The sequence below is a fragment of the Mesorhizobium sp. P3_A8 genome (assembly GCF_056402995.1).
Genome location: NZ_JBFUGI010000026.1, coordinates 1 through 26,055 on the forward strand (window position 1 = coordinate 1; position 26,055 = coordinate 26,055).

General features: G+C 63.7%; 21 protein-coding genes. 6 read left to right on the forward strand and 15 right to left on the reverse strand.

Features of this window, described 5'->3' with window-relative positions:
- The first annotated feature begins 639 nt into the window (after positions 1 to 639).
- Entirely contained in the window at positions 640 to 2,610 is a 1,971-nt protein-coding gene (locus AC1DX4_RS34300) for a M23 family metallopeptidase (RefSeq protein ID WP_477224550.1), read from the forward strand.
- A gap of 12 nt (positions 2,611 to 2,622) precedes the next feature.
- Here AC1DX4_RS34300 and AC1DX4_RS34305 read toward each other — a convergent pair whose 3' ends face one another.
- Positions 2,623 to 4,182 carry an MFS transporter gene (locus tag AC1DX4_RS34305; RefSeq protein WP_477224551.1) on the reverse strand — a complete coding sequence of 520 codons (1,560 nt, stop codon included), beginning with the start codon at positions 4,180 to 4,182 and terminating at the stop codon, positions 2,623 to 2,625.
- Positions 4,183 to 4,334: 152 nt separating this feature from the next.
- Between AC1DX4_RS34305 and AC1DX4_RS34310 the strand changes: the two genes are divergently transcribed.
- Both AC1DX4_RS34310 and AC1DX4_RS34315 read left to right on the forward strand, forming a co-directional pair.
- Complete coding sequence (locus AC1DX4_RS34310; RefSeq protein WP_477224552.1) at positions 4,335 to 4,580, forward strand: TMEM175 family protein; 246 nt, start codon at positions 4,335 to 4,337, stop codon at positions 4,578 to 4,580.
- Positions 4,581 to 4,642: 62 nt separating this feature from the next.
- Positions 4,643 to 4,966 carry a TMEM175 family protein gene (locus AC1DX4_RS34315; RefSeq protein ID WP_477224553.1) on the forward strand — a complete coding sequence of 108 codons (324 nt, stop codon included), beginning with the start codon at positions 4,643 to 4,645 and terminating at the stop codon, positions 4,964 to 4,966.
- Here the strand turns inward: AC1DX4_RS34315 and AC1DX4_RS34320 are convergent.
- The 8 genes from AC1DX4_RS34320 to AC1DX4_RS34355 all read right to left on the reverse strand — a co-directional run bounded on the left by AC1DX4_RS34320 (position 4,940) and on the right by AC1DX4_RS34355 (position 16,679).
- A complete protein-coding gene (locus AC1DX4_RS34320) occupies positions 4,940 to 6,448 on the reverse strand; it encodes a L,D-transpeptidase family protein (RefSeq protein WP_477224554.1) in 1,509 nt (502 codons plus the stop codon). The genes AC1DX4_RS34315 and AC1DX4_RS34320 overlap by 27 nt on opposite strands.
- A gap of 154 nt (positions 6,449 to 6,602) precedes the next feature.
- A complete protein-coding gene (locus tag AC1DX4_RS34325) occupies positions 6,603 to 6,968 on the reverse strand; it encodes an MmcQ/YjbR family DNA-binding protein (RefSeq protein WP_477224555.1) in 366 nt (121 codons plus the stop codon).
- Between the two features lie 62 nt (positions 6,969 to 7,030).
- Positions 7,031 to 9,637: an ATP-dependent chaperone ClpB gene (clpB, locus tag AC1DX4_RS34330; protein WP_477224556.1), complete on the reverse strand. Its 2,607-nt coding sequence runs from the start codon at positions 9,635 to 9,637 to the stop codon at positions 7,031 to 7,033.
- A 220-nt stretch (positions 9,638 to 9,857) separates the two neighbouring features.
- On the reverse strand, positions 9,858 to 10,808 hold the full coding sequence (locus tag AC1DX4_RS34335; RefSeq protein WP_477224557.1) for a DUF4167 domain-containing protein: 951 nt from the start codon (positions 10,806 to 10,808) through the stop codon (positions 9,858 to 9,860).
- Between the two features lie 302 nt (positions 10,809 to 11,110).
- On the reverse strand, positions 11,111 to 11,989 hold the full coding sequence (gene prmC / locus AC1DX4_RS34340) for a peptide chain release factor N(5)-glutamine methyltransferase (protein ID WP_477224558.1): 879 nt from the start codon (positions 11,987 to 11,989) through the stop codon (positions 11,111 to 11,113).
- Positions 11,982 to 13,061: a peptide chain release factor 1 gene (prfA, locus tag AC1DX4_RS34345; RefSeq protein WP_477224559.1), complete on the reverse strand. Its 1,080-nt coding sequence runs from the start codon at positions 13,059 to 13,061 to the stop codon at positions 11,982 to 11,984. The genes prmC and prfA overlap by 8 nt, the downstream gene beginning before the upstream one ends.
- A 10-nt stretch (positions 13,062 to 13,071) precedes the next feature.
- Positions 13,072 to 15,342, reverse strand: coding sequence for a phosphoenolpyruvate--protein phosphotransferase (gene ptsP / locus AC1DX4_RS34350; RefSeq protein ID WP_475456979.1), 2,271 nt, complete (start codon positions 15,340 to 15,342; stop codon positions 13,072 to 13,074).
- An 83-nt stretch (positions 15,343 to 15,425) separates the two neighbouring features.
- Positions 15,426 to 16,679 carry an aspartate kinase gene (locus AC1DX4_RS34355; RefSeq protein ID WP_477224560.1) on the reverse strand — a complete coding sequence of 418 codons (1,254 nt, stop codon included), beginning with the start codon at positions 16,677 to 16,679 and terminating at the stop codon, positions 15,426 to 15,428.
- A 246-nt stretch (positions 16,680 to 16,925) separates the two neighbouring features.
- Between AC1DX4_RS34355 and AC1DX4_RS34360 the strand changes: the two genes are divergently transcribed.
- Positions 16,926 to 18,767: a CHASE3 domain-containing protein gene (locus tag AC1DX4_RS34360; protein WP_477224561.1), complete on the forward strand. Its 1,842-nt coding sequence runs from the start codon at positions 16,926 to 16,928 to the stop codon at positions 18,765 to 18,767.
- A gap of 69 nt (positions 18,768 to 18,836) precedes the next feature.
- Here the strand turns inward: AC1DX4_RS34360 and AC1DX4_RS34365 are convergent, their stop codons facing one another.
- Positions 18,837 to 21,068, reverse strand: coding sequence for a diguanylate cyclase (locus AC1DX4_RS34365; protein WP_477224562.1), 2,232 nt, complete (start codon positions 21,066 to 21,068; stop codon positions 18,837 to 18,839).
- 291 nt (positions 21,069 to 21,359) lie between these two features.
- Between AC1DX4_RS34365 and ubiG the strand changes: the two genes are divergently transcribed.
- Entirely contained in the window at positions 21,360 to 22,109 is a 750-nt protein-coding gene (gene ubiG / locus AC1DX4_RS34370) for a bifunctional 2-polyprenyl-6-hydroxyphenol methylase/3-demethylubiquinol 3-O-methyltransferase UbiG (protein ID WP_477224563.1), read from the forward strand.
- Positions 22,110 to 22,114: 5 nt separating this feature from the next.
- Here ubiG and AC1DX4_RS34375 read toward each other — a convergent pair whose 3' ends face one another.
- The gene (locus AC1DX4_RS34375) at positions 22,115 to 23,005 is read right to left on the reverse strand and encodes a DMT family transporter (RefSeq protein WP_477224564.1); all 891 of its coding nucleotides are present in this window, start codon (positions 23,003 to 23,005) and stop codon (positions 22,115 to 22,117) included.
- A 113-nt stretch (positions 23,006 to 23,118) separates the two neighbouring features.
- On the opposite strand from AC1DX4_RS34375, the gene AC1DX4_RS34380 reads away from it, so the two are divergent.
- Positions 23,119 to 23,604 (forward strand): MarR family winged helix-turn-helix transcriptional regulator, encoded by a 486-nt coding sequence (locus AC1DX4_RS34380; RefSeq protein WP_477224565.1) that lies wholly within the window; start codon positions 23,119 to 23,121, stop codon positions 23,602 to 23,604.
- Between the two features lie 4 nt (positions 23,605 to 23,608).
- Here the strand turns inward: AC1DX4_RS34380 and AC1DX4_RS34385 are convergent, their stop codons facing one another.
- Genes AC1DX4_RS34385 through AC1DX4_RS34400 form a run of 4 tightly spaced genes read right to left on the reverse strand, consistent with a single transcriptional unit; the run spans position 23,609 to position 26,004 of the window.
- Complete coding sequence (locus tag AC1DX4_RS34385) at positions 23,609 to 24,034, reverse strand: DUF1178 family protein (RefSeq protein WP_477224566.1); 426 nt, start codon at positions 24,032 to 24,034, stop codon at positions 23,609 to 23,611.
- Complete coding sequence (locus tag AC1DX4_RS34390) at positions 24,031 to 24,897, reverse strand: carbon-nitrogen hydrolase family protein (protein WP_477224580.1); 867 nt, start codon at positions 24,895 to 24,897, stop codon at positions 24,031 to 24,033. Before AC1DX4_RS34390 ends, AC1DX4_RS34385 begins: the two co-directional genes overlap by 4 nt.
- Before the next feature lie 10 nt (positions 24,898 to 24,907).
- Positions 24,908 to 25,177 carry a glutaredoxin 3 gene (gene grxC / locus AC1DX4_RS34395; RefSeq protein ID WP_477224567.1) on the reverse strand — a complete coding sequence of 90 codons (270 nt, stop codon included), beginning with the start codon at positions 25,175 to 25,177 and terminating at the stop codon, positions 24,908 to 24,910.
- Between the two features lie 26 nt (positions 25,178 to 25,203).
- The gene (locus tag AC1DX4_RS34400) at positions 25,204 to 26,004 is read right to left on the reverse strand and encodes a ComF family protein (protein WP_477224568.1); all 801 of its coding nucleotides are present in this window, start codon (positions 26,002 to 26,004) and stop codon (positions 25,204 to 25,206) included.
- Positions 26,005 to 26,055 lie beyond the last annotated feature (51 nt).

Below are 26,055 nucleotides of genomic sequence, written 5' to 3' on the forward strand. Positions count from 1 at the left end.
AAGAGGTTCAGCAGGACTCTGCCGCCCACGTTTCTCTTTCTTCATTATTCAATTTTCAAAGAACAGACGCCGCAGACGCGGTGTCGTGGCCCGTTACGCTTTTGGCTTCGGGGCCGTCCGAGTGTCGCTTACGCGGCTCTCTTGAATTTCGCGGAGGGCAGACCTAGAAGCAAACTTCTTCGTCGCCAGCGGCGCACCGCCCTCGTTCGTGAGGCGTATATAGTCGCCACCGATCCAAACTGTCAACACACCATTCGAAAGTTTTTGAACTTTTTGCGACAGAAATTTCGGGCTCGCTTTGTCGATAGCCGGCTGCCCCAGGGGAACAAAGGACAACACGGGGCCGGCCACGAAGGAGCCCTATTGCCGCCGCATTGCCGTTCGACACCAGGGCCACCAAAAGAGGCCATGGCACAGCCGTGCAATGCCCTCTTTTAAGAGGCTCATAAGAGAGAGCGCGATGAGCCTTATAGAGAAGGCACGCCGCCCACTTTGCAGAGCGCTCTATAAGAGAAGTGCGCGAGGGGAATTCGACCGGGGCCTGAGGCTTCGTTGACTTAACCTGCCGTGACAGGCAAATGTCATGGCCACAACAAAAGCGACAAGCCGTTCCGCCCGGGGAAGAAGCAGCCTTTCTGGATGCCAGACACGGAAGATGTCATAGCCGAACTCGGCAATGAGCCGCCGCTTATCGCGGATGGCCGCAGCGGCCCGCCCGATCGGCGCGAGGTTTCTGCACGCTGGCTGTCGGGCACATTCCTGACCGGCGTGACCTCGAGCGTGCTGATGGGCGTGGCGCTTTTCGCCGCCCTGGACGGGCGCCAGCAACTGGCAACCCCGCCCGAGATCGCCGAACTGATCGGCCTTGCCAGCAATGGCGATTCCGGCGAGGTGGCCAAGACGACCAGGCTGGTGGCGCCGCGTCAGATCGCCAAGGCCAAGGACCGCCGCCGCATGGAAGTGTCGATGGTCACCAAGGTCGGCGACCGCGATGTCATCCACACCATGCCTTTCGTGCAGATCAAGATGGCGCTTGCGGCCGGCCACACCACCAGCCGGGCCTACCCGCCTTTCGACCCAATGCAGGTGTTCGGCGATGACGGCGACGACACGCCGGCGCAGCCAGCGACGGCATCGGCCGCATCCGGTCAGATCTACGGCGCCAAGGTCGAAAGTGAGATGAGCCTGAAGACCGTCGATTTCCCCGTCGAGACGGCCTCCTTCGACGAAAAGAGCGACCTGTCCGCCGACGAGGTGGAAAAGGTGGTGCGGGAAGCCGGCACCGACCTCAGCGACGGCGCCGTGCAGGTCGCTTCGCTCCACTATGTCGATCCGCAGCGATTCGGCGAAGCCTTTGCCGAGAGCATGGCCGGCTCCTATGACGTGAAGATCGTGCCGGAAAACGTCTCGGTGTCGCCGCGTGCCGCCATTGACGACCAGGCTCCGGCTTTCGCCGAGGAAATCATTCCCTTCACCAAGGACACCGACCTCACCGAGGCCTTTGCCGATTCGGGCTATACAGGCGACGACGCCACCGGCATGGCCGAAGCAATCGCCAAACTGTTGAACGCGCCGACACTGAAAGCCGGGACGGTGCTGCGCGTCGGCCTCGAGGTTCACGGCGATGCCGCCAAGGTCGTGCGCACCAGCGTCTATGACAAGACCACGCATATCGTCACCATCGCGCTCGACGATCGCGGCCAATACGTGCCGGCGCAGGAGCCGGATCCAAATCCTGAACTTTTGACGGCGTTCGATGATTCGTCGGCACCCGTGGTGGTGCGCGGCAACCTGCCCAATGTTTATGACGGCATCTACCGCGCCGCCTATTCCTACGGCATGTCCAAGGCGATGACCCAGCGGCTGATCAAGCTCCTGGCATCCGATGTCGACTTCCAGTCGCGCCTCAATCCCGCCGACCGCCTCGAAGTGCTGTTCTCGCAGCCCGATGGCGACGACCAGACGTCGGACAGTTCCGAGCTTCTTTATGTTTCGGCGACCTTTGGCGGCCAGACGCGGAACTTCTATCGCTTCCAGATGCAGGACGGCTCGACCGACTATTTCGACGATGACGGCTCGAGTGCCCAACAGTTCCTGCTGCGCAATCCGCTGCCCGCCGGAAAATTCCGCTCCGGTTTCGGCGCCCGCAAACATCCGATTCTTGGCTATGTCCGCATGCACACCGGCGTCGACTGGGCGGCCCCGATCGGCACGCCGATCATCGCCGCCGGCAACGGCACCATCGAAAAAGTCGGTTGGGCCGGCGGCTACGGCAAGCAGATCATCATCCGCCATGCCAATGGCTACGAGACCTCCTACAATCACCAGAGCGCCTTTGCCAAAGGCATCGAACCGGGCGTGCATGTCCGCCAGGGCCAGACCATCGGCTATCTCGGCCAGACCGGCCTCGCCACTGGCCCGCACCTTCACTACGAGCTGATCGTCAATGGCACCAAGGTCGATCCGATGCGTGTCCGCCTGCCGGTCGGCAAGGTGCTGAAGGGCGACGACCTCGTCGCCTTCAAGCGCGAGCGCGAGCGCATCGACGATCTGCTGAAGCAGGAAGACGGCAATTCGCTGAAAGTCGCGAGCGCCAAGATCGACGGCTGATCCCCCGGCTTTTCAGTCCTGCCTGGATTCGGCGCGCCGCGACCAAGGCAGTGGCGAGCCGGAAATTGTCGTCCACGCGACGACGGCGGAAAGCAGGCAAAGCAGCGCCGTCACCGAAGAGACCACCGAAAAGGCGGCGTCGCTGGCGGCGAGCCTTGCCGCATCGAGCGCCGGCGCAAGGTCGGTCGGCGCGGGTTCGCCGAAACCTGGCACGCCTGATATCGCACTCCCGTCCAATGCATTGGCGTAGACCCAGGCGGCCAGTGACCCCATCGCCGCCACCGCGATCAGGCCGCCAATACGCGAGACGGCATTGTTGATGCCGGAAGCTGCCCCCGTGTCCTTGTCTTCCACCGCCGTCATGATCGCGGTCGACAGTGGCGAGACAACCAGCGCCATGCCGAGCCCCATCAGCGCCATCAGCGGAAATGTTCCCGTCCAGAAATCGTGGACGCCGGCATGGGTGAGCAAGGCAAGCCCGGCGAAAGCGAAGGCCACGATCAGGCTGCCGCAGGCGATCGGGAAACGGGGCCCGATCCGGTCCGACAATTGGCCGACCGGTCCCGACAGAAGCGCGATCGATGCCGACAGCGGCAGGAAGATGAAGCCGACTTCGGCCGTGCTCAGCCCCCAGCCGGCGATCAGCAGCATCGGCAGATAGAACAGATTGGCCGACAGCGCGAAATAGAGGAAGAAGGTCGCGAGATTGGCGCCGGCGAAAGCGCCGATGCGAAACAGGCTGAGGTTGATCATCGGCTCGCGTTGCCGCTTTTCGAACAGGATGAAGACGACAAGCAGCACGATGCCGGCAACAATGCTCGGCCCTGCCATATGGCCCTCGCCGCTGGAGCTCATCGAGGTCAGCCCATAGGCGAGCGCGCCGAAGGCCAGTGTCGCCAGCGCCCCACCGCCAAGATCAAGGCTGCGTTTTTCCGTCGGTGCATCGGCCGGAATCTTGGCAAGCAAGAGATAGATCGAGATCAGGCCGAGCGGCAGGTTGACGGCAAAGATCGCCCGCCAGATGCCGCCGCCGAAAGCCGACAGCACGAGGCCGCCGAGCACCGGGCCAAGTGCGGTGGTCAACGCCGAGGCGGCGGCCCAGATGCCAATGGCGCGGCCGCGTTCTTTCTTCGGGTAGGCCTTGGCGATGATGGCGAGGCTGCCGGGCACCATGATCGCGGCACCAATGCCCTGGAGGGCACGAAACGCGATCAGCACGACAGCGTTCGGCGCCAGCGCGCAGGCGAGCGACGCGGCGACGAACAGCACGATGCCGGCCACAAAGGCGCGGCGCAGCCCGAACCGGTCGCCGGCGGCCCCGCCGGCAAGGATCAGCGCCGACAGCGTCAACGCATAGGCATTGGAAATCCACTGCGCCTCGGCAAGGCTGGCGCCAAGGTTGACGCGGATCGCCGGCATGGCGATGGCCAGGATCGATCCGTCGATGAAGCCGAGCGCCGAGGCCAGGATCGCCGCGATCAGCACGAATCGCCGCTGCGATTGCGGACAGAACGTCCCGCTGGCAACCGGGCTGGTCAGCGGGACGGCGGCGGCTTCGCTTGGTGAATGCATGGCACCCTGCTTAGACCGCAAGCGCGCCGGCAACAACCGGCCAGCGCCTTGCAGTCCTTGAAACCAGCCAATTGGCCAGGATTCGTCCACCCCGGATGCAAACGACGGCAGTCATGCTAAGTTTTCCGGAAGGCGGCAAGCGGGAGAAATCAATGAAGCGTCCTCTTGAAGCATCGGCGGAAGGGCGCGGCCGCATTGTCGGCATCACCGACGGCGTCTTCGCCATCGCGCTCACGCTGATCGTGCTCGAGATCAGGGTGCCGGCGCATGAGGCAATCCATTCGGAACACGATCTGCTTGCCGCGATTGCGGCCCTCGCGCCTCGTTTCCTGACGTATGCCTTGAGTTTCCTGACCCTGACCATCTTCTGGTTCGGCCAGCAGGCGCAGCATGGCTGATCGCCAAATCCGACAGGCGGCTAGCGACGCTGAACCTGTGCTTTCTCGCCTTCATCGCGCTGTTGCCGTTCTCGACCGACCTTCTGGCCGACTTCCTCGAATTCAGGACTGCGGTGCTGGTCTATTGGCTCAACCTGCTGATGCTCGGCGTCACCCTGTTCGCCAGCTGGCGCTATGCGGAAAAGAACGGCTTTGTCGCGGAAGACGTCGATGCTGAAACGAAGCGCACGGTCTATCGGCGCATCGTCAAGGCGCAGATCCTGTGGGCGGTCGGCGCCGCACTGTGCCTGATCAACCCGTTGCTCAGCGTCGGCTTCATTCTGGTCGTGCAGTTGATTTATGCCGCTGCGCTGCGCGGCTCACTGCTGCGCAACGTCATCGGCTGAAGGGCCGCCAACGAATTCCACGGTAACGCCTGGCGATACCAGTTTGGCGAGTTCGCGCGCGTCCCAATTGGTCAGGCGCACGCAGCCATGGCTCTCGGTCTTGCCGATCTTCGACGGCTCCGGCGTGCCATGGATGCCATAGGTCGGCTTGTCCAAGGCGATCCAGACCGACCCGACAGGTCCGTTGGGGCCTGGCGGAACGGTCAGAATCTTGTCGTTCTGGCCCTGCTTGAAATTGATGTTCGGGTTGTAGGTGTAGTTCGGGTCGAGCGCGATTCGCGACACGGCGTGGATGCCGGTGGGCGATGGCGTGTCGGCCGAGCCGATGGTGGCGGGATAGGCTGCGACCAGCTTGCCGCCCGCATCGTAGGCGTAGACTTCTTTCTTGGTCTTGTCGGCGACGATGCGTGCGACCGGCGTCGACACCAGCTTGCCGAAATTGGCGACCTTGATGATCGTGCCGGGACTATCGAAGTCGAGGCCCTTGTTGATCGACTTCAGATAGTTCTCATCCATGTGGAAGCGCTCCGCCAGCGCCTCGGTGACAGAGGTGTAGCACATACAGTTGAGCTGCGCCTTCTGGCTGTAGTCTTCCGGGATCGAGGCGACATAGGGGCCGGCCGCATCCTCCGCCGAGATGGTATAGTTGGCAAAGGCGTCGCCACCGGACTGCGCCAGTGCTGCCTGGATGCCGACCGCATCAGTCGACTTCAAATTGCTACCGGTGATCTCATTGTAGGCGGCGAGCGCCTTGTCGACATTCGAACCGAAGCGACCGTCGATGACGCCGGGCGAAGCACCGCCCCTGTCGAGGAGGACCTGCAGTGCCGCGACATCCTGGCGAGCTCCCAGCGATAGCGACGGATCGACGGCGGCCTTGCCACCGGTGTCCGGCGGCTGCGTTTCCGGATTGGCCTGCTGCACGTCTGGCTGCGCCGGATCGATCGAGGCCTCGTTGAGCGGCTGGCGCTTGATGGTGCCTGGTTTTGCCGGCTGCGGCGCATCGGGATAGTTGTTGTCGTAATTGCCGTCGTCCTGCGGCGCCGGCGGATAGGCCTCGACCGAATTGTCACTATTGGGATCGTATTCGTCGGCCGGCGGTGGGATGACCCTGCCTTCCTCTTCCAACTGCTTGCGGCGGAACCGCGCCATGTCTTCCGGATCGTCGAGATAGTAGCGATCATCGTCGGCGGGAGCCCGGCCCAACTCGCGCAGCCTTGTTTCGCGGCGCAGTGCGCGCCGGTCAAGCCGTGTCTGCGGCGGCTGGATGGCGATGACCTTGCCGGTATCGGCATCGACGATCACGCGGTTGCCGCGGGCGTCGTAGTAGATGTCCAGATTTCCGTCCTGGGCGACGAGAATGCCGCCATCACTGGCAGCGCGGGCAACTCTTGGTGCGTTGTCCTGTGTCGGCGCGGCAAGCGCGGCAGAAGACACAAGCCCGGCGGCAAGCGCCGAAAGGGCAAAGATCGTGCGGAACATCGTGGCCAAACTCTCCGGTCCGTAATTGCCGCCGCCCGGCAGTGGTGTCCCTGTAAGGCGAACCCCTTCGCCAACAAACCAGTTACCCACCATATGGTTCCAACATGAACCGGGCATGAAGATGGCGGTTTTCCGGCGTATCGACGAATATTAGCTAGCTTCCGGCGAGCCCCAATTCCTTGCGCGCCTGCTTGGTCAGCTTCAGGGCGACAAGGCGGTGGCTCTCGCGCAGATAGTCCTTCAACGCACCATCATCCATGCTCTGGCTTGTCCGACGCTGGATCCATGTCATGCCGCGCGAGGCAAGGTATGGCGCGGGCCGCAAGCCCGGCTGCTCCTTCAGCACATCATAGGCGATGTCGGAACATTTGAAGGTGACGAAGAGCTGCTGGCCCTGGTCCCAGCCGCCGATCGCAAACATCTTGGCCCCGACCTTCCAGACATGGGCGCCGCCCCACTGGACAACATAGTTTGTCGCGGGCAGCGAGGCGCAGAAGCTGTTGTAGTCGTCCAGCGTCATCCGCGCCCCCATCAATATGGAATGAAAACGCCGCGCGTCCAGCCTGGACGCGCGGCGTTGGATCAGGCCGCCGCTTCGGTCGCGACGACTGTCGGCTTCGAGCGGAAGTTCAGCCGGTCGGAACCGGACGTGACCTTGACAGTCGAGCCGTCGAGAATCTCGCCGAGCAGGATCTTCTCCGCCAGCGGGTCCTGCAGTTCTTTCTGCATCTGCCGCTTCAACGGCCGCGCGCCATAAGCCGGGTCGTAGCCCTTGGCCGCCAGCCACTCGATCGCCTCGTGATCCAGCGACAATGTGATCTTGCGATCGGCAAGCAGGCTTTCCAGCCGCTTGAGCTGGATCTCGACAATGCGGTCCATGTCTTTGCGGCGCAGCCGGTGGAACAGGATCACCTCGTCGACGCGGTTGAGGAACTCGGGCCGGAACGACGCCTTGACCACATTCATCACCTCGTCGCGCACGGCGTCGACATCCTGGTCCTCGCCGAGATTGACCAGATATTCGGCGCCGAGGTTCGACGTCATGATGATCAGCGTGTTGCGGAAATCGACCGTGCGGCCCTGGCCGTCGGTCAGACGGCCGTCATCGAGCACCTGCAGCAGCACGTTGAAGACATCGGGATGTGCCTTCTCGATCTCATCGAACAGCACGACCTGATAGGGCCGGCGCCGCACCGCTTCGGTCAGCGCGCCGCCCTCCTCATAGCCGACATAGCCGGGAGGCGCACCGATCAGCCGGGAAACCGAGTGCTTCTCCATGAACTCCGACATGTCGATGCGCACCATGGCGCTGTCGTCGTCGAACAGGAAGCTTGCCAGCGCCTTGGTCAGTTCGGTCTTGCCGACGCCCGTCGGTCCGAGGAAGATGAACGAGCCGATCGGCCGGTTCGGATCCTGCAGGCCGGCGCGGGCCCGGCGTACAGCCTTGGAAACGGCCTGCACCGCCTCGCCCTGGCCAACGACACGCTTGCCGATCTCGTCTTCCATGCGCAGCAGCTTGTCGCGCTCGCCCTGCAGCATCTTGTCGACCGGAATGCCGGTCCAGCGCGAGACGATATGGGCGACGTGGTCGGGCGTGACCACTTCTTCGACCATGCCGACCTTGCCGTCCTGGGCTTCGGCCTCCTTCAGCTTCTTTTCCAGTTCCGGGATCTTGCCATAGGCAAGCTCGCCGGCGCGCTGGAACTCACCCTTGCGCTGGGCAATGGCGAGGTCGTTGCGTGCCTCGTCGAGCTGCTTCTTCAAGTCGGCGGCGAGCCCGAGCTTCTGCTTCTCGGCCTGCCACTTCGTGGTGATCTCGGTCGATTCCTCCTCGAGGCCGACAAGTTCCTTTTCCAGCCGGGCGAGCCGGTCCTTCGAAGCCTCGTCCGTCTCGACCTTCAGCGCCTCGCGCTCGATCTTGAGCTGCATGATGCGGCGGTCGATCTCGTCCAGTGCCTCGGGCTTGGAATCGACCTGCATCCTGAGCCGCGACGCGGCCTCGTCGACCAGGTCGATCGCCTTGTCGGGCAGGAAGCGGTCGGCGATGTAGCGGTTGGACAGCGTCGCCGCCGCCACCAGCGCCGAGTCGGAGATACGCACCTTGTGGTGCTGCTCATACTTCTCCTTCAGGCCGCGCAGGATCGAAACGGTGTCCTCCACCGTCGGCTCGTCGACGAAGACCGGCTGGAAACGGCGGGCAAGTGCCGCGTCCTTCTCGACATGTTTTCTGTACTCATCGAGCGTGGTCGCACCGACGCAGTGCAGTTCGCCGCGCGCCAGCGCCGGCTTCAACAGGTTCGACGCATCCATCGCGCCATCCGCCTTGCCGGCGCCGACCAGCGTGTGCATCTCGTCGATGAACAGGATGATCCCGCCAGCCGCCGAAGTGACTTCCGAAAGCACGGCCTTCAGCCGCTCCTCGAATTCGCCGCGATATTTGGCGCCGGCGATCAGCGCGCCCATGTCGAGCGCCATCAGTTGCTTGTCCTTCAGCGATTCCGGCACGTCGCCATTGACGATGCGCAGCGCCAGGCCTTCGGCGATCGCCGTCTTGCCGACGCCCGGCTCGCCGATCAGCACGGGATTGTTCTTGGTGCGGCGCGACAGCACCTGGATGGTGCGGCGGATCTCGTCGTCACGGCCAATCACGGGGTCCAGTTTGCCGGCGCGGGCGTCCGCAGTCAGGTCGCGCGCATACTTCTTCAGCGCGTCATAGCCCTGTTCGGCACTCGCCGAATCGGCGGTGCGGCCCTTGCGGACATCGTTGATGACCTGGTTCAGTGCCTGCGCTGTGACGCCGGCCTTGGCCAGGATGTCGGCGGTTTTTGCCGATTTCTCCATGGTCAGCGCCTGCAGCAGCCGCTCGACGGTGACGAAGCTGTCGCCGGCCTTCTTGGCCAATTCTTCCGCCGTCGAGAACACCTTGGCCAGCGGCTGCGCCAGATAGAGCTGGCCGTTGCCGCCCTCTACCTTCGGCATCGCTTCAAGTGCCGTCTCGACGCCAAGCTTGACGTCACGTGCATTGCCGCCGGCGCGTTCGATCAGCGACGCGGCCAGGCCCTCGTCATCGTCGACAAGCACCTTCAAAATGTGTTCGGGGGTGAATTGCTGGTGATTGCGGGAGAGCGCCATGGTCTGTGCGGACTGGATAAAGCCGCGCACGCGCTCTGAGTATTTCTCAAGGTTCATATCTGTCTCCTTCCATCACCGGCCCGCTTTGCGGCACCGGATCAGATTGCGGTGACGGACCCGCCCATTCGAGCCGGATCCTGTTCAGCCGAGATATGGTGCATGGCCCATGCCGTCTCAAGACGCCTTGATATCGGTCAATGCATAATATTCCACGTCAGCCCAAACGAAAACGGCGGAGATTTCTCCCCGCCGTGCAACGTCTTGAAATGCTGTTCGATCAGTTGTCGATATCGACGATCACCGGCTCGACATTGCCGCTGTCGACAGGGCTGGCTGCCGCCTGGCCCGCATCGGCGTTGTCGCTACCGCCATCGACCTGATCGGCGTTTGTGCGCGGACGGCGCGGACGGCGCGGGCGACGGGCAGCACCACTCTCGGCGGCCGCCTCGTTGAGCTCGGCCTGGGCGGCAAGAGCCGCCGGCGAGAAACTCTCGAACATCGGAGCCGGCTCGGCTGCCGCAACGATGTCGACCGGTGAAGCGGGCTCTGCCTGTGCGTCTGCCTGGACCGGGGTCTCGTTGCGTTGCTGGCCACCCTGATCGGAGGACGACGCAAAGTCGCGCTGACCGTTCTGGCCGTAGCCGCCATTGGGGCGGCGATCACGATGGCGCCCGCCATTGTTGTCGCGGCCGTTGTTGCGTCCGCCATTGTCACGCCCGCCATTGTCACGATTGTCGCGACCGTTTTCCCGGTTCAGCGCGACCTCGGCCGGCATGCCTTCGATGACCGGCTGCGGGCCGGCGCCATGGTTGGCCACCGGGGCTTGAGCATCGGAAACGTTGTTGCTGTTGTTGCCGGAATTGTCGAAGTCGTCACGATCCTCGTCGCCGTCATCGTCGAAATCATCGCGATTCTGTTGCGTATTCTGGATCGGCATCTGCGCCTGCGCGGCAGCGATGATACGATTGTAGTGTTCGGCGTGCTGGAGATAGTTCTCCGCCATCACCCGGTCGCCGGAGCTGTGCGCGTCACGGGCCAGGGTGGCGTATTTTTCGGCGATCTGCTGAGCCGATCCGCGGATCTTCACGTCCGGACCGTTGCTCTCGTAGTTGCGCGTCAGGGGATTCGGTCCCTTGCGGTTGTTGTTGTTATTATTGTTATTGTTACCACCGCCGCCGCCATTGTTGTTGCGACCGCGCATGCGCCTGTTCTGCTGTTGTGGCCTCATTAGACTCTCTTCATTTTGAAATTTTTGAAAACTCGTCACGAACGGTGGCGCTCATGCAGCCAGCCGTTTGGTTTCTTCACCGGCGTTCGCCCGCATCAATTGCGTTGGCGCCACGTGCCATCCTGTTCCGGTTACATCACTTGCCGGACGATTCCCGCACGAAGCTTGGGCATCGTTTGCGCAAGAAGGCAGCTATTTCCAAGGAAACCGAATCGCTAAGAGCACTGCCTGCTTCGTCTCATCCGGTTAAGGCGACCCTAGCCGCATTCCCCGGCATTGCCAAGCGGTTTTTTCGCACTGCGTCAAGGCTTTCCCTGTTGAAAGACAATAACCCTGTCGTTTCCTCCGAGATCGCCAAACACCTCGCCGGCCGCGTAGCCGGCGGCGCGGAATATGTCATTGACCTCGTTGCGTTGCGTGTGGCCGATCTCGACCGCAATCCTGCCTTCGGCTTCCAGAAACCTTGCCGCCTCGGCGGCGATGATCCTGTAGGGGTCCAGACCGTCCGCGCCGCCATCAAGGGCTCTATGCGGATCGAAATCGCGGACCTCGTCCTGCAGATTTCCGATGTCTTCTGAAGGTATATAGGGAGGGTTTGCGGCAATTACATGGTATCGGCCGGAAACTTTTTTGAACCAGTCCGACTGGACTGTCGTGAACCGGTTGCCGAGCCCCAGTAGCCCGGCATTGCGGGCCGCCGTCGCCAGTGCGCCTGCGGAAATGTCGACACCGGTGGCGGTCGCAGCCGGCTCTGCGCTCAGCAGCGCCAGCGCGATGGCTCCGGTTCCGGTACCGAGATCGAGGATGCGGCAGACGCCCTCCCGCGCGGCCATTGTCTTGACGAAAGGCAGCACCGCCTCGACCAGCGTTTCGGTATCCGGCCGTGGCTCCAGCGTTTCCGGCGAAAGCGACAGGCGCAAACCGTAGAATTCGCGGTAGCCGAGGATGCGATGCACCGGTTCGCCATCCGCCCGGCGCCTCAGAGCGGCATCGATCGCGGCGATGGCGTTCCTGTCGACCGTGCGTTCAGGGTCGGCAATGGCCTGCGTGCGCGTCGTGCCGGAATAATGTTCGACGATCAGCCGCGCGTCGAGCGCCGGATCGTCGACCGCGGCCGCCATAAGCCTCGCCCGCGCTTCCCGCAGCAACGGCCCCAGCGCCTCGGGCAAAGGGTCAGCCATCAAGGCCGATATCGGCCAGCAGCTTCGACTGATGATCGGCGATCAGCGCGTTGATGACCTCGTCGAGTTCGCCCATCATCACCCGGTCGAGCTTGTAGAGCGTCAGGTTGATGCGGTGATCGGTAAGGCGTCCCTGCGGGAAATTGTAGGTGCGGATGCGCTCCGAGCGGTCGCCGGAACCGACCTGCGACTTGCGCGATTCGGAACGCTCCTCGTCCGCCTTACTGCGCTCCATGTCGTAGAGCCGGGCGCGCAGGATCTGCATGGCTTTGGCCCGGTTCTGATGCTGCGACTTCTCCGCCTGCACCACCATGATGCCGGTCGGCAGATGGGTGATGCGGACCGCGGAATCGGTGGTGTTGACGTGCTGGCCACCGGAGCCCGAGGCGCGCATCGTGTCGATGCGGATGTCTTCGGCCCGGATGTCGATGTCGACCTCTTCAGCCTCCGGCAGCACGGCGACGGTCGCGGCTGAAGTGTGGATGCGCCCGCTCGCCTCGGTCGCCGGCACGCGCTGCACCCGATGCACGCCGGATTCGAATTTCAGATGGGCAAAGACGCCCTTACCGGAAATGGTGGCGATGATTTCCTTAAAACCGCCGGCATCGCCATCGCTGGCCGAAACCGTCTCGAACCGCCAGCCGCGCTCGGCGGCATAGCGCTCATACATGCGAAACAGGTCGCCGGCGAAGAGCGCAGCCTCGTCGCCGCCGGTGCCGGCACGGATTTCGAGGATGGCGTTCTTGTCGTCGGTGGCGTCCCTGGGCAACAGAAGGACCTGAATGTCCTTCTGCAGCACCTCGATGCGCTCTTCCACCCCGGGCAGATCCGCCTCGGCCAGCGCCCGCATCTCGGCGTCGGTGGCCTTGTCGGCGAGCATCGCTTCGAGGTCGGCCTGCTCATGCTCGGCCGAGCGCAATTCCCTGACCTTTGCCACCATGTCCTGCAGCTCGGCATATTCCGATGCCATCTTCACGTAGGCATCCGGCGCCGGGCCGGCCGACATCTGCGCTTCGAGCATCTCGAAACGCTTGACGACTTGATCCATACGATCGCGGGGCAAATTGACCATGATGAGGGCCCTACAACGGGATCGAACGATCGTCGGCGAAGGCCTGCAGCAGCGCCCGCATCGGCAACCCTTGCGCCGGCGCCATCAGATTGTCGTCGAAGAACGCCGTCAGCTCATCCAGCGGCAGTTCCGTCAGCATCGCCTTGACCGGGCCAATCGAGGCCGGCGACATCGAGATCGAACGGAAGCCGAGACCGATCAGCGCCATCGCGGAAATGGGTTTTCCGGCGAGTTCGCCGCACAGCGTCACCGGCGTATGGTTGCGGATGCCGGCATCGGCGATCTGCTTGAGCACGCGCAGGAACGGCGCCGACAGCGTGTCGAAGCGGTTGGCCAGTTGCGTGTTGCCGCGGTCGACCGCCATGACGAACTGGAACAGATCGTTCGAACCGACCGAGACGAAGTCGACCGCTTTCATCAATTCGTCGAGCTGGAACAGCAGCGACGGCACTTCCAGCATCGCGCCCAGCTTGAGGCTGGTCGGCAGATGATGGGCAAAGCGAGAGAGATGCCGCACCTCGCGGTCGATGATCTCGCGCGCCTGGGCGATCTCGCCAAGCTCGGTCACCATCGGCAGCATCAGCTTCAGCTCGCGCCCGCCGCTGGCCTTCAGCAAGGCGCGGATCTGGGTGCGCAACAACCCCGGCCGGTCAAGCGTGAGCCGGATCGCCCGCCAGCCAAGCGCCGGGTTCTCTTCCTGGATGGCGCCCTTGAAATAGGGCAGCACCTTGTCGCCGCCGATATCGATGGTGCGGAAGGTGACCGGCTTGCCGCGCGCCGCCTCGAGCACGTCACGGTAGAGTTTCTCCTGCGCCTCGGCACGCGGAAAGGTCGAGGCGACCATGAACTGCAATTCGGTACGAAACAGGCCGATGCCGGCCGCACCTGCCTCGGCCAACTGCGGCAGGTCGACGGCAAGTCCGGCATTCATCAACAGATCGACCTGGACACCGTCCCTGGTCGTCGACGGCTTCTTGCGCAGCTCGCGGTAAACCTCTTGCCGGCGCGCACGGAACCGCACCTTTTCGGCATAGGCGGCTTCGAGATCGGATTGCGGCCGCAGATGGATCACGCCCTCTTCGCCATCGACGATGATGGCGTCGCCGTTTTCCGCCATGGAAACGGCGCCCTTCATCTGGCCGGCAACGGGAATGCCCATGGCCCGCGCGACGATGACGACGTGGCTGGTGGCAGCCCCGTCCTCGAGCACCAGCCCGCGCAATTTGTCGCGGGGATAGTCGAGCAGCTCGGCGGCGCCCATCGAACGAGCAACGATGATGGCGTCCTTCGGCAGCGAATTGGCGACATCCTCCGGCCCGCGCCCCATCAGCTGGCGCAGCAGCCGGTTGGCGAGGTCGTCGAAATCGCTCATCCGCTCGCGCAGATAGGGATCGGTCATGTGCAGCATGCGCGCGCGCATGTCGCTCTGCACCTTTTCCACCGCAGCTTCGGCTGTCAGGCCGTTGCGGATCGCCTCTTCCAGGCGCCGCACCCAGCCTCGGTCATTGGCGAACATGCGATAGGCTTCGAGCACCTGGCGATGTTCGCCCTCGAAGGCGACGTCGCGGCGCTCCAGCATGTCATCGATGGAGAGCCGCAGCGAGCCTAGTGAGGTCTCAAGCCGCCGGACCTCTTCCTCGCTGTCCTCGTTGAACAGATTGGTGACGACGATGCGCGGCTCGTGCAGCACGACATGGCCAAGCCCGACACCGTCGTTGAAGGACAGGCCGGTGAAGCTGACAGGCCGGCGCAGGTCGAGTTCGAGGCCAGGCCTGGTCAGCCGCGCCAGGTCGCCGGTGGCGATCATCTCGGCGATGACCATGGCGGTGGTTTCCAGCGCCTCGACCTCGTCATCGCGATAATGGCGCATGGTCTTGTTCTGCACGACCAGGACGCCAAGCGTGCGCCCTGCCCGCAGCACCGGCACGCCGAGGAAGGAGTTGTAGATCTCTTCCCCGGTCTCCGGCAGGTAGGCGAAAGCCGGATGTTCCTGGGCGTTCGACAGGTTGAGCGGCCGAGCGCTTGCGGCGATGGTGCCGACCAGGCCCTGACCGAGCCGCAGCTGCGCCAGGTGGACGGCGTTCGGGTTCAGACCCTCGGTGGCGTAGAGTTCGAGCACCGAATCGGCGCGCAGCACGTAGAGCGAGCAGACTTCGGCGACCATGTTGGAGGCGATGTCGCGCACGATCCGGTCGAGCCGCTCCTGCGGCTCCAGCGGCTCCTGCATGAGCTCGCGGAGCCGTTTCAGCAAAACGCGCGGGCCACTGGCCTGGTCACGCATCGCGGCTTCTTCTCCAATGGGCATATTGCCCGCCGCAGTTTCCACTGCGACCGGCGCACACGCAACAACTCAAATCGTTCTCGCTACTGCTTATCCAGACCGTAGACGGAATGCAAAGTGCGAACCGCCAGTTCTGTGTACGGACCGTCGATCAGTATCGAAATCTTGATCTCGGAGGTGGTGATGGCGCGGATATTGATCGCCTTATCGGCCAGCGCCTTGAATGCGGTGGCGGCGACGCCGGCATGGCTCCTCATGCCGATGCCGATGACCGAAACCTTCGACATGCCGGCTTCCGACTGCACGACATCGTAGCCGATCTCGGCTTTCAAGCGCTCCAGCACGACAAGTGCCTTGTCGACGTCTCCGGAAGGCACCGTGAAGGTCATGTCGGTGAACTTGCCGTCCTCGGAGATGTTCTGGACGATCATGTCGACATTGATGTTGGCCTCGGCCAGCGGCCCGAAAATGCCGGCGGCGACGCCTGGACGATCGCCGACGCGGCGCAGCGAAATCTGGGCCTCGTCCTTGGCGTAGGCAATTCCGGTGACGACCTGCTGTTCCACGATCTCTTCCTCGTCGCAAATGAGCGTTCCCGGAGGATTGAGCAAATCCCCCATTCCGGGCGCGTCGGGATCGTCGAACGACGACCGCACGAAGGTACGCACCCTGTGCACCATGGCAAGCTCGACCGAACGCACCTGCAGAACCTTGGCGCCGAGCGAGGCCATTTCAAGCATTTCCTCGAACGAGATCTTGGCCAGCCGCCGCGCCTTGGGCTCAATGCGCGGATCGGTGGTGTAGACCCCGTCGACGTCGGTGTAGATGTCGCAGCGGTCGGCCTTGACCGCCGCGGCGATGGCGACAGCACTTGTGTCGGAACCGCCCCGGCCAAGCGTGGCGATACGATTGTCCGGTCCGATGCCCTGGAAGCCGGCGATGACGGCCACCTGGCCTTCGCCGAAGCGCTTGATCAGGAAGGCACCGTCAATGTCGAGGATGCGCGCCGCGCCATGCGCGTTGTCGGTCTTGATCGGGATCTGCCAGCCCTGCCAGGAGCGCGCATGCACGCCCATGTTCTGCAAGGTTATGGCCAGCAGGCCCGCCGTGACCTGTTCGCCGGAAGCGACGACCGCGTCATATTCGCGTGCGTCGTGCATCGGCGAGGCTTCGCGTGTCCAGGCAACCAGCTCATTGGTCTTGCCGGACATCGCCGAGACGACCACGGCCACCTCATGGCCAGCGTCGACCTCGCGTTTGACGTGACGCGCCACATTGCGGATGCGGGCGATGTCGGCGACGGAGGTTCCGCCGAATTTCATCACGATACGCGCCATGGAAGCGAAATGCCTTTGACTGAAGCCGGCCCGGAGCCGAAAACGGAGGAAAGCGCCCGGCTCTCGCCCGCCGCTGAATGCGCGGCCTCCTTAGCCAAATGCATTCGGTTTCGCAAGGCTGGCGGCGGAATGCCGGCTCAAGAAGACGGCATATTGCCTTCCGGGGCCGTGCCGCTTACCAAATGCTGCCCGCGGGGAATTCCTTTTGGTTCGGCATAACAGATGATTGCTCGTCTTCGACGCGCCATGCGATTGCAATCGCTGCCGCTTGCCGTCGGCTTCGCCGTGCTGGCGCTGATCGTCGGCACCCGCGCCCTGCTGGTTGAAGGCCAGAGGGCCAACCGTGCCGCCGCGCGCGAGACAATCGAATACCAGGAACAGCTTTCAGGGCTGCTTTCATTGGCGCAGGATGCCGAGGCCGGCCAGCGCGGCTACCTACTGACCGGCGAGAAATCCTACCTCGAACCGTATCAGAAGGCTGTCGATGCGATCCCGGGGCAACTTGCCCGCATCGATGCCATGACCGCATCCAACGATCAGCTTGCCCCGCAGGTCGGCCACATCAAGGACGCGCTGGCGCAAAAGCAGGCTGAATTGTCCGAGACGATCGCTCTCTACGACAAGGGCGATGCGACCGGGGCCTTGCAACTGGTCCGCAGTGGCCAGGGCAAGGCCGCCATGGACGAAATCCGTGCCAGCATGGATACGCTCCGGCGCATCGGCGCCGCCGACATCGCCGCGCGCGACGATCATACCGACCAGGTCGAGGCCTGGCTGCGCATCGGCTCACTGGTCGCGCTGCTGGCGATCTTCCTGCTCGGCGCCTACACGATCCGCCAATCCCGCCGCCGCTTCCGCGAGGTCGTCACCGGCCAGGAAGAGCTGATGCGCAAGAACATCGAGCTCGGCAACGAGATCCAGACACGTGAAAAGGCCGAATCCCAGCTGCGCCAGATGCAGAAGATGGAGGCCGTCGGCCAGCTGACCGGCGGCATCGCCCACGATTTCAACAACATGCTGGCGGTGATAATCAGCGCCATGAACCTTGCCCAGCGCAAGCTGAAGCGCGGCGAGAACGACATCGAGAAATTCATCGAGGCTGCGACGGATGCGGCCGGCCGTGCAGCCAATTTGACCTCCCGGCTGCTTGCCTTCTCGCGCCAGCAGCCACTGGCGCCGCAGGTGGTCGACACCAACCGCCTGGTGACGGGCATGTCCGACCTTCTGCACCGCGCGCTCGGTGAAGGCATCCGCATCGAAACGGTGCTGGCGGGTGGCTTGTGGAAGACCCATGCCGACCCCAGCCAGATCGAGAATGCCATCCTCAACCTGGCGGTCAACGCGCGTGACGCGATGGGCGAAGAGGGCAAGCTGACCATCGAGACCGCCAACAGCCATCTCGACGACAGCTACGCCGCCACCCATGCCGAGGTGATCTCCGGCCAGTATGTGATGATCGCGGTCAGCGATACCGGTGAGGGCATGTCGGCGGATGTGATGGCCAAGGCTTTCGAGCCTTTTTTCACCACCAAGCCGGTCAACAAGGGCACGGGACTTGGGCTGAGCCAAGTGTTCGGCTTCGTCAAGCAGTCGGGCGGCCACGTCAAGATCTACTCCGAACCGGGCGAAGGCACGACGATCAGGATCTATCTGCCGCGGTTTTTCGGAGCCGAGGAGCCGGCAGCGCCCGCCGGGCTCGGCAAGAGCACTGCCAAGGTCACCGAAACAATCCTCGTCGTCGAGGACGATGTCCGCGTGCGGGCCGCCACGACAGAGGCGATGCGCGAACTCGGCTACACGGTGATCCACGTTGGAAGTGGCCAGGAGGCCCTTCAGAAGCTGGCGGAGACACCTGGCATCGCCCTGCTTTTCACGGACATCGTCATGCCGGTGATGAACGGCCGCAAGCTCGCCGAGGAAGCGGTCGCGCGCCAACCCGGCCTGAAAGTCGTCTTCACCACCGGTTTCACCAGGAATGCCGTCGTCCACAACGGCGTGCTCGACCATGACGTGCACTTCCTGGCCAAGCCCTTCACCATCGAGCAGCTCGAGGCCAAGCTGCGCGACGTTCTGGACGCGAAACGGTAGCTGGCGCCCTCTGGCGGATGTCGCCGTCAGGCAGCCATGACGCCATGCGTGCCATCGATCCCGCCAGCGTTAACCCACGCTTTGGTTGGCAGTGGAAAGGTCCCATTGGGGATCGACCCTGCCCAATCCGGCAACGACGCGGTCGCGGCCGTCCGCTTTTGCCTGGTAAAGCGAACGATCCGCGGCGTTGACGATTTCGGCCCATGACGCGCCGAGTTCCGGGAAGGCGGACACGCCGAATGAGGCCGTGATGGTCCCGAGCGTGCGGCCACGATGCGCCAGATGCAGCTGCTTGATCGCCTTGCGCAGCGCTTCGGCGCGCTCGGCGGCATCGGCGAGCGACGTCCCCGGCATCATCAGGGCGAATTCCTCGCCGCCGTAGCGTGACACCACATCACTATCCCTGGCGTGGTCGAGCAGCGTGGCGGCGACCTGCTTGAGCACGAGATCGCCGGCTTCATGGCCGAACGTGTCGTTGAACTGCTTGAAATGATCGACATCGAGCATGATCATCGCCAGGGGCTGTTCGGCACGCTCCATGCGCCTCAGTTCGCGACTGCTTGTTTCCTCGAGATAGCGGCGGTTGTAGAGCCCGGTGTTCGGATCACGGATCGATTGTTGGCGCAGGGTTTCGCGCAGGCGCAGGTTGGCCAGTGCCAGGGCCAGAGTGTCGACGACGCCGCGCAGGATCTGCTGCCGCTCGGTCAGCCAGTCCGGTCTGTCGGCGGCGTCTGGTTCGCACAGATGCACGATGCCAAGCGTCTCCCCCTGCGCCGCCAGAGGCATGCAGACATAACCGCGGCCGCCATTCTCGGTGATGTGGTTGCAGCGCGGCGTCAGCATGCCCGGGCCGGCAACATGCTCCTGGCCGCGCCGCAGCGCCCAGCAATCTTCCGGCGCAAACTGGCCAACGCTCGAACGCACAGTGCCCCAATGCGCCATCTCCTCGACCAGATTGCGCGAGGCGCTGGTCAGATGCACGGTTCCGCTCAATCCGCCGAAGAAATCGGGCATGGCCGAACCGACGACGGAAAAGGCCTCCTGGAAGGTGACGCAGGCCTGAAGCAGCTCGCCGAGCTTGACCAGGCGGGTCGTTGCCTGGGACGTCTCCTTCAGTTCGCGGTTCAGTGTCGCCAGTTCCTCTGCGCGATCGTTGACCGCCCGCTCGGCGCTGCGCAACTCGCTGATGTCGCTCAACGTCAGCACGATCCCGCCATCGGAGCGATTGAGCGGATTGCAGCTCGCAACCACCGGCAGGTACGATCCGTCCGGCTTTGCCAGCCGTACCTCGGCCTGATGCCGGCGACCCGTGGTCAGCGCCAGTTCGATCGGCGATGTTGCCTGCGCCAGCCTGTCTCCCGACAGTCCCCTTATGTCGAGAACCTCAGGCCAATCCTGCCCTTCGATCTTGTCGTTGCGCCGACCGACGATCTCGGCGGCCGCCGGGTTGGCCGAGACGATCCGGCCATTGCCGTCGATGACGACAATGCCCTCGGCGACGGTGCGGACAATATCCTCGATATAGACCTTTTGCTCGACGAGCTGCCCACGCGAGGATTCGAGTTCGGACGCCATGCTGTCGAAGCCTCGCGCCAACTGGCCGAACTCGTCATTGGAGGTCAGGCCGATCCGCGCCCCGGCGTCGCCGCGCGTCAGCGATTCGATGCCACGGTTGAGGCCGGAAAGACCGGCGCCAAAGCCGCGCAGCAACAGGAAAGCCGAGAGCGCGGAGATCAGCACGGCGGCCGCGGTGCACAGACCGACAAGCCAGAGCATGCTGTTGGTGCGCTGTTGGGCGGCGTGCAGCAGCGGCGTGTACTCGAACAGCACTGCGCCGACCGTCTTGCCGGGAGCATCCTTGATCGGCACCACAACCAGGTTGATCGGCTCAGTCACGTCGCCGCTGTCTTCGATGAAGTCGCGCGGCGTGCCGTCCTCGATCGTCCGGCCGACTTCGTTGGCGCGATCGTGATCGAACGTCGTGCCGACATTTTGGTCCTCGCCCGGGATGTCGGCCAGGATGGTTTTGTTGTGATCGACGACAACGAGGTCGCGTTTCGACCCGTTGTGTTGCGCGGTCACGAATTCACGCAGCGCATCGGACCTCTCAAACAAGGAACGCGGCGCATCGGAAGCCTTGAAGGCAATCGCTTCGGCCAATTGGCGTCCAACGCTTGTCGCCTCAGCCAATGCGGCGGATCTGGTCAGCGACATCTGGGAGACTATTGCAATGCCGCCCACCAAGCCGATCAAGGCTGCGGCGCTCAACAAAGTGGCGATAATCTGGGTCTTGATCCGCACCAAGCCATCCCATTCCAGGAAAGGCAATGTACATGCCGATTCCCCGTCACGGGTCAGAAAACCGTCAACCTCGTAAATTTGATGTTAAGAAGGCCCACCGCCAACCCCCTGCGGATATGACGCGCGTTGGCTTCATGAGCACCGCTCCGTGTCGGCAGGCGAAAAAAGCTGCCTTGACTTTCCCGCCCCCACGCCCGACTTCCTAGCGCTCTGAAGCAAGTCCAGGAAAAGTGTGAAACGGTTTTCCCACAGGACTTGCGACAAATCTAACGAGCTCTAGGAGACCAATCGATGCCAGAGCCCCGACGATCGACGATCGATGCCGGAGAAGTGGAACGCTTTTCCGCCCTTGCCGCCGAATGGTGGAACCCGAACGGCAAGTTTCGTCCGCTGCATAAATTCAATCCGGTCCGGCTTTCCTATATCCGCGATCAGATAGCGGCGCGCTTCGGCCGTGATCCGCGCGCAGCGCGGCCGTTCGAGGGCCTGCGCATCCTCGATATCGGCTGCGGCGGCGGCCTGTTGTGCGAGCCGATGGCGCGGCTTGGCGCCGAGGTGGTCGGAGCGGATGCCTCCGAAACAAACATCGAAGTCGCGAAACTGCATGCGGCCGAAGGCAATGTGAGCGTCGACTACCGCGCCACGACGGCCGAGGACCTTGCCGACGCCGGCGAGACATTCGACGTCATCCTCAACATGGAAGTGGTCGAGCATGTCGCCGACATCGACCTGTTCGTCGCCAAATGCGGGCAGATGGTCCGCCCCGGCGGCATCATGTTCGTCGCCACCATCAACCGCACGCTGAAGGCGCTGGGCCTGGCCATCATCGGTGCCGAATATGTGCTGCGCTGGCTGCCGCGCGGCACCCACCAGTTCGGCAAGCTGGTGCGCCCGGAAGAACTGGAAAAGGCGCTCGCCGGCGCCGGCCTGACGATCGTCGACCGCACAGGCGTCACCTACAATCCGCTTGCCGACCGCTGGGCGCGGTCGAAGGACATGGACGTCAACTACATGGTGCTGGCGGAAAAAGGCTCGGTCTGACCTGCTTACGCTTTCTGGTTTTGCGCCCTGGTGGTGATGAAGACGCCGATTGTGATGATGATGGCGCCGACCCAGGTCAGCAGCTGATAGTGTTCGCCAAGGAAGATCGTGCCGGCAAACAGCCCGACCGCGGCCGCCACATAGCCGATCTGGCTGAGATAGACCGGTCCGCCGACCGCCTGCAGCCGGAAGAAGAAGGCGAACATCGCCGACGCGGATGCGACCTGCGCGACAACGATAAGCGGCACGCCGCCGAGCGGCGCGAATGCCTTGACCCCGAACAAAGCGAGAATGCCGGCCAGCAGCAGCGTTGCCGATGCCAGATGGCTACCGACGGCAAGCTCGATCGGCCCGGTGCCTTCCGGCCAGTCGACGGTGCGGTAGATGTTGCCGGCGGCAAGGCTGACCGGAATCAGCAGCCCCATCACCACCCAGAACAGATCGGCCGGCTGGCCGGCCTCGCCGCGCGTCACCGCCACCATGACGGCGCCGACGAAGCCGACGGCGATGCCGATAATGCCCAGCATGTTGGGACGCCGCACACGCAGCAGGATCGAGAACACCAGCGTGATGACAGGCGAAAGCGTGAACATGATGCCGGTATAGCCGGCGCCAAGGTGCGGAATGGCCGAGAACATCAGGAGATTGGGGGCGGCATAGGACACGGCGGCCGTGACGAAGAAATAGCGTAATTTTTGCGGGGTGAGCCGGATGCGCTCGCCGCGCGCCAGAAGCACGCACAAAAGCACGCCGCCGGCGCCGAGCGAGATGACGAAGGCCCAGACCATGGCCGGCACACCGGCCGCCGTGGCGAGCTTGCCGAAGGGCAGCGTCAGGCCGAGCAGGCCGCCGGTGACGACCAGCAGGCCGAGCGCCGATTCCCAGAGAAATTTCATCGGATTGTCCCGTCACTCAATTGCGAATTTGGCACTTGCGGCTTGGCCGGTTCTGCTTCTTGAGGTAAGATAACGCAAGGATTCTTAACGTCAAGATATTTAATGGTGAGACAGTGGACAGAGCAGCGCGAGCGATCGAGCAGTGGAAACGGGAGCGGCCGGATCTTGATGTCTCGCCGATGGGCGTGCTCGGGCGACTGAACGAGGCGTCCTCGCTGATTGCCCGCGACCGCCTCGCCCCGCTGTTTGCACGTTTCGGACTGCAAGCCGGCGAGTTTGACGTGCTGGCAACGCTGCGTCGCTCAGGCTCCCCTTACGCGCTGACGCCGACCGCCCTCTACGAGGCGACGATGGTGACATCGGGCGCCATGACCAACCGGCTCGACCGGCTGGAAAAGGCCGGATTGACCCTGCGTGGCCCGCACCCCAACGACCGGCGTGGCATTGTCGTGCAGCTTACCGAAAAAGGCCTCGCCTTGATCGATGAGGCCCTGACCGCTCATGTCGCCAACGAACACGAGATACTCGCTGGCCTGACACCGGCGGAACGGGAAACGCTCTCTCGTCTGCTTGAGAAATTGATCGGCAGCGTGAGCTGATCGCTCAGTTCCGGTCATCCGGGAAAACCGGGATCGGCATGAAGTCGACGCCGTCGTCGGCAAGCCCCTTGGCCTCTTCCAGCGTCGCCTCGCCATAGATGCCGCGCGCGTCGCTCTCGCCGAAATGGATCTTGCGCGCTTCCTCGGCGAATTTGTCGCCGACATAGTCGGCATTCTCACGCACCTTCTCGGCCATCGCCTTCAGCTGCGCCAGGGCCTGCTTCTGCGCCTCGCCCATGGCCAGCGCGATTGTTTCCTGCTTACGCGCCGTCGAAACGGCGGGCGCCATCAGGGCCTTCTCCACCTTGTGCGAACCGCAGCTCGGGCAATCGACGAAGCCGCGCTTCTTCTGCGTCTCGAAATCGTCATTGCTGCGAAACCAGCCCTCGAACTCGTGCTCGTGCTCGCAGATCAGGGCAAAGCGGATCAAGAGGCCGCACCCCTGAGACGCGGCGCTTCCACTCCACCGGCATTGATGGTGAAATCCCGCGCATTCTTCAAATTGGGAATCTTCTTGCGCGCCGCAAGCGACTGCGCCGGGTCGATCTCGGCGACGATCACGGCGGGCTCGTCATGCGCGGCTTCGGCGATGATGCGACCCCAGGGATCGACGATCAGCGAATGGCCAAAAGTCTCGCGGCCGTCCTCGTGCAGGCCGCCTTGCGCGGCGGCGACGACAAAGGCGCCGTTCTCGATGGCACGCGCTCTCAGCAGTACATGCCAGTGCGCCTCGCCGGTCTGGCGGGTGAAGGCGGCGGGCACGGTCAAAACATCGGCCCCTGCCAGCGCCTCGGCGCGGAACAGTTGCGGAAACCGCAGATCGTAGCAGACCGCAAAGCCGAGCCTGGCGCCCGCAACATCGGTCACGACAGCCTCGGTGCCGGGTTCGTAGGCGGCGGATTCGCGCCAGCTCTCGCCATTGTCGAGATCGACGTCGAACATGTGGATCTTGTCATAGGTGGCGAGCACAGCACCGTCCGGACCAAACAGCAGCGCCCGGTTGGCGAGCTTGCCGTCGGCGCGCAGGATGGCGGTCGAGCCGATATGCAGGAACACGCCGAGTTCGCGCGCCAATCTGCGCGCGGTCGCGACGATGATGTCCTTGTCTTCGGAGGTGAACGAGGCCGCACGCGCTTCCTTGTCGCGGATCAGCGCTCCGGTCATTTCCGGCGTCTGGATGTAGGTCGCGCCCTGGGCCGCCGCTTCACGCACCAGCCGTTCGAGATCGACCGCATTGCGCTCGGGGCTCGCGCCTGAACGCATCTGGACCGCCGCAGCCTTGAAAACACCCATCATCACACCCTCAAATCGTCGCGCCGTTGGCGAGCAGTCTGTCCAGCCGGCCTTCGGCCTCCAACTCGTGGAGGTCGTCGCAGCCGCCGACATGCGTGTCGCCGATGAAAATCTGCGGAAAGGTCGTACGCCCGTCCGCCTTGGAAATCATCTCCTGGCGCAGTTCCGGCGAAAACGAAGCGTCGTGCTCGGTAAAGGCGACGCCCTTGCGCTCCAGCAGCCGCTTGGCCGCCGTGCAGTAACCGCACATCATGCGCGTATAGATCGTGACATCGACCATGACGAATTTCCGCTTTCGTTGCCGACTTATATAGTCGCGGACTCGTCCGCCCGGAAGTCCCCCGGCAACACACGCGCAAAGGTCAGCACGTCGACGGCGGCAGCACCTCCCCTTTTAAGCGCCTTGGTGGCCGCGCGTACGGTGGCGCCAGTGGTGTAGACATCGTCGATCAGAAGCACCCTGCGGCCGGCGATCTCGATTTCCGCCTCGGCCGGCACGCGAAAGGCGGCCCGCACATTCTCCTCGCGCTCCTGCCGCTCCAGCCCGACCTGCTGGCGGGTGAGTTTCACACGCCGCATGGCGGACGGTGCGAAAGACAGCCCGCTGAGCTCGCAAACCCCGCGCGCCAACTCCGCCGACTGGTTGAAACGCCGTCTGAAGAAACGCCGCCAGTGCAGCGGCACCGGCACCACCACATCGGCCTCGGCGATGAGATCGGCGCCGGCGCGCACCATCCAGCGCGCCATCCAAGGGGCTAGATCGGTGCGATCCTGGTATTTCAGCCCTTGCACCATCTGGCGGGCGACGCCGGAATAGGCGACGGCTGCCCGCGCCCGCTCGAAGGGCGGCGGATCGGCGATCGCTTCCGCCGACAGAAAGCCCTCGCCCATATGATGGGTGAACGGCGTGCCCATCACCGGGCACCAGGGTCGCTCCAAGAGCCGCAGCTTCGGCCAGCAGGCGCCGCACAGCACGCCGGGCTGCGAGACATGCCGGCGGCAACCGGCGCAGACCGGCGGAAACAGGATGCGCGCCGGCCAGCCGAGAGCCGATCGGGTAAGCTTCCTGATCCCGTTGGACTTGATCTCCGGCATCGGATCGGCCACGTGATTGGTCCTTCGCGCCACCATACCAATTGTATCGGGGCGTCGACAAAC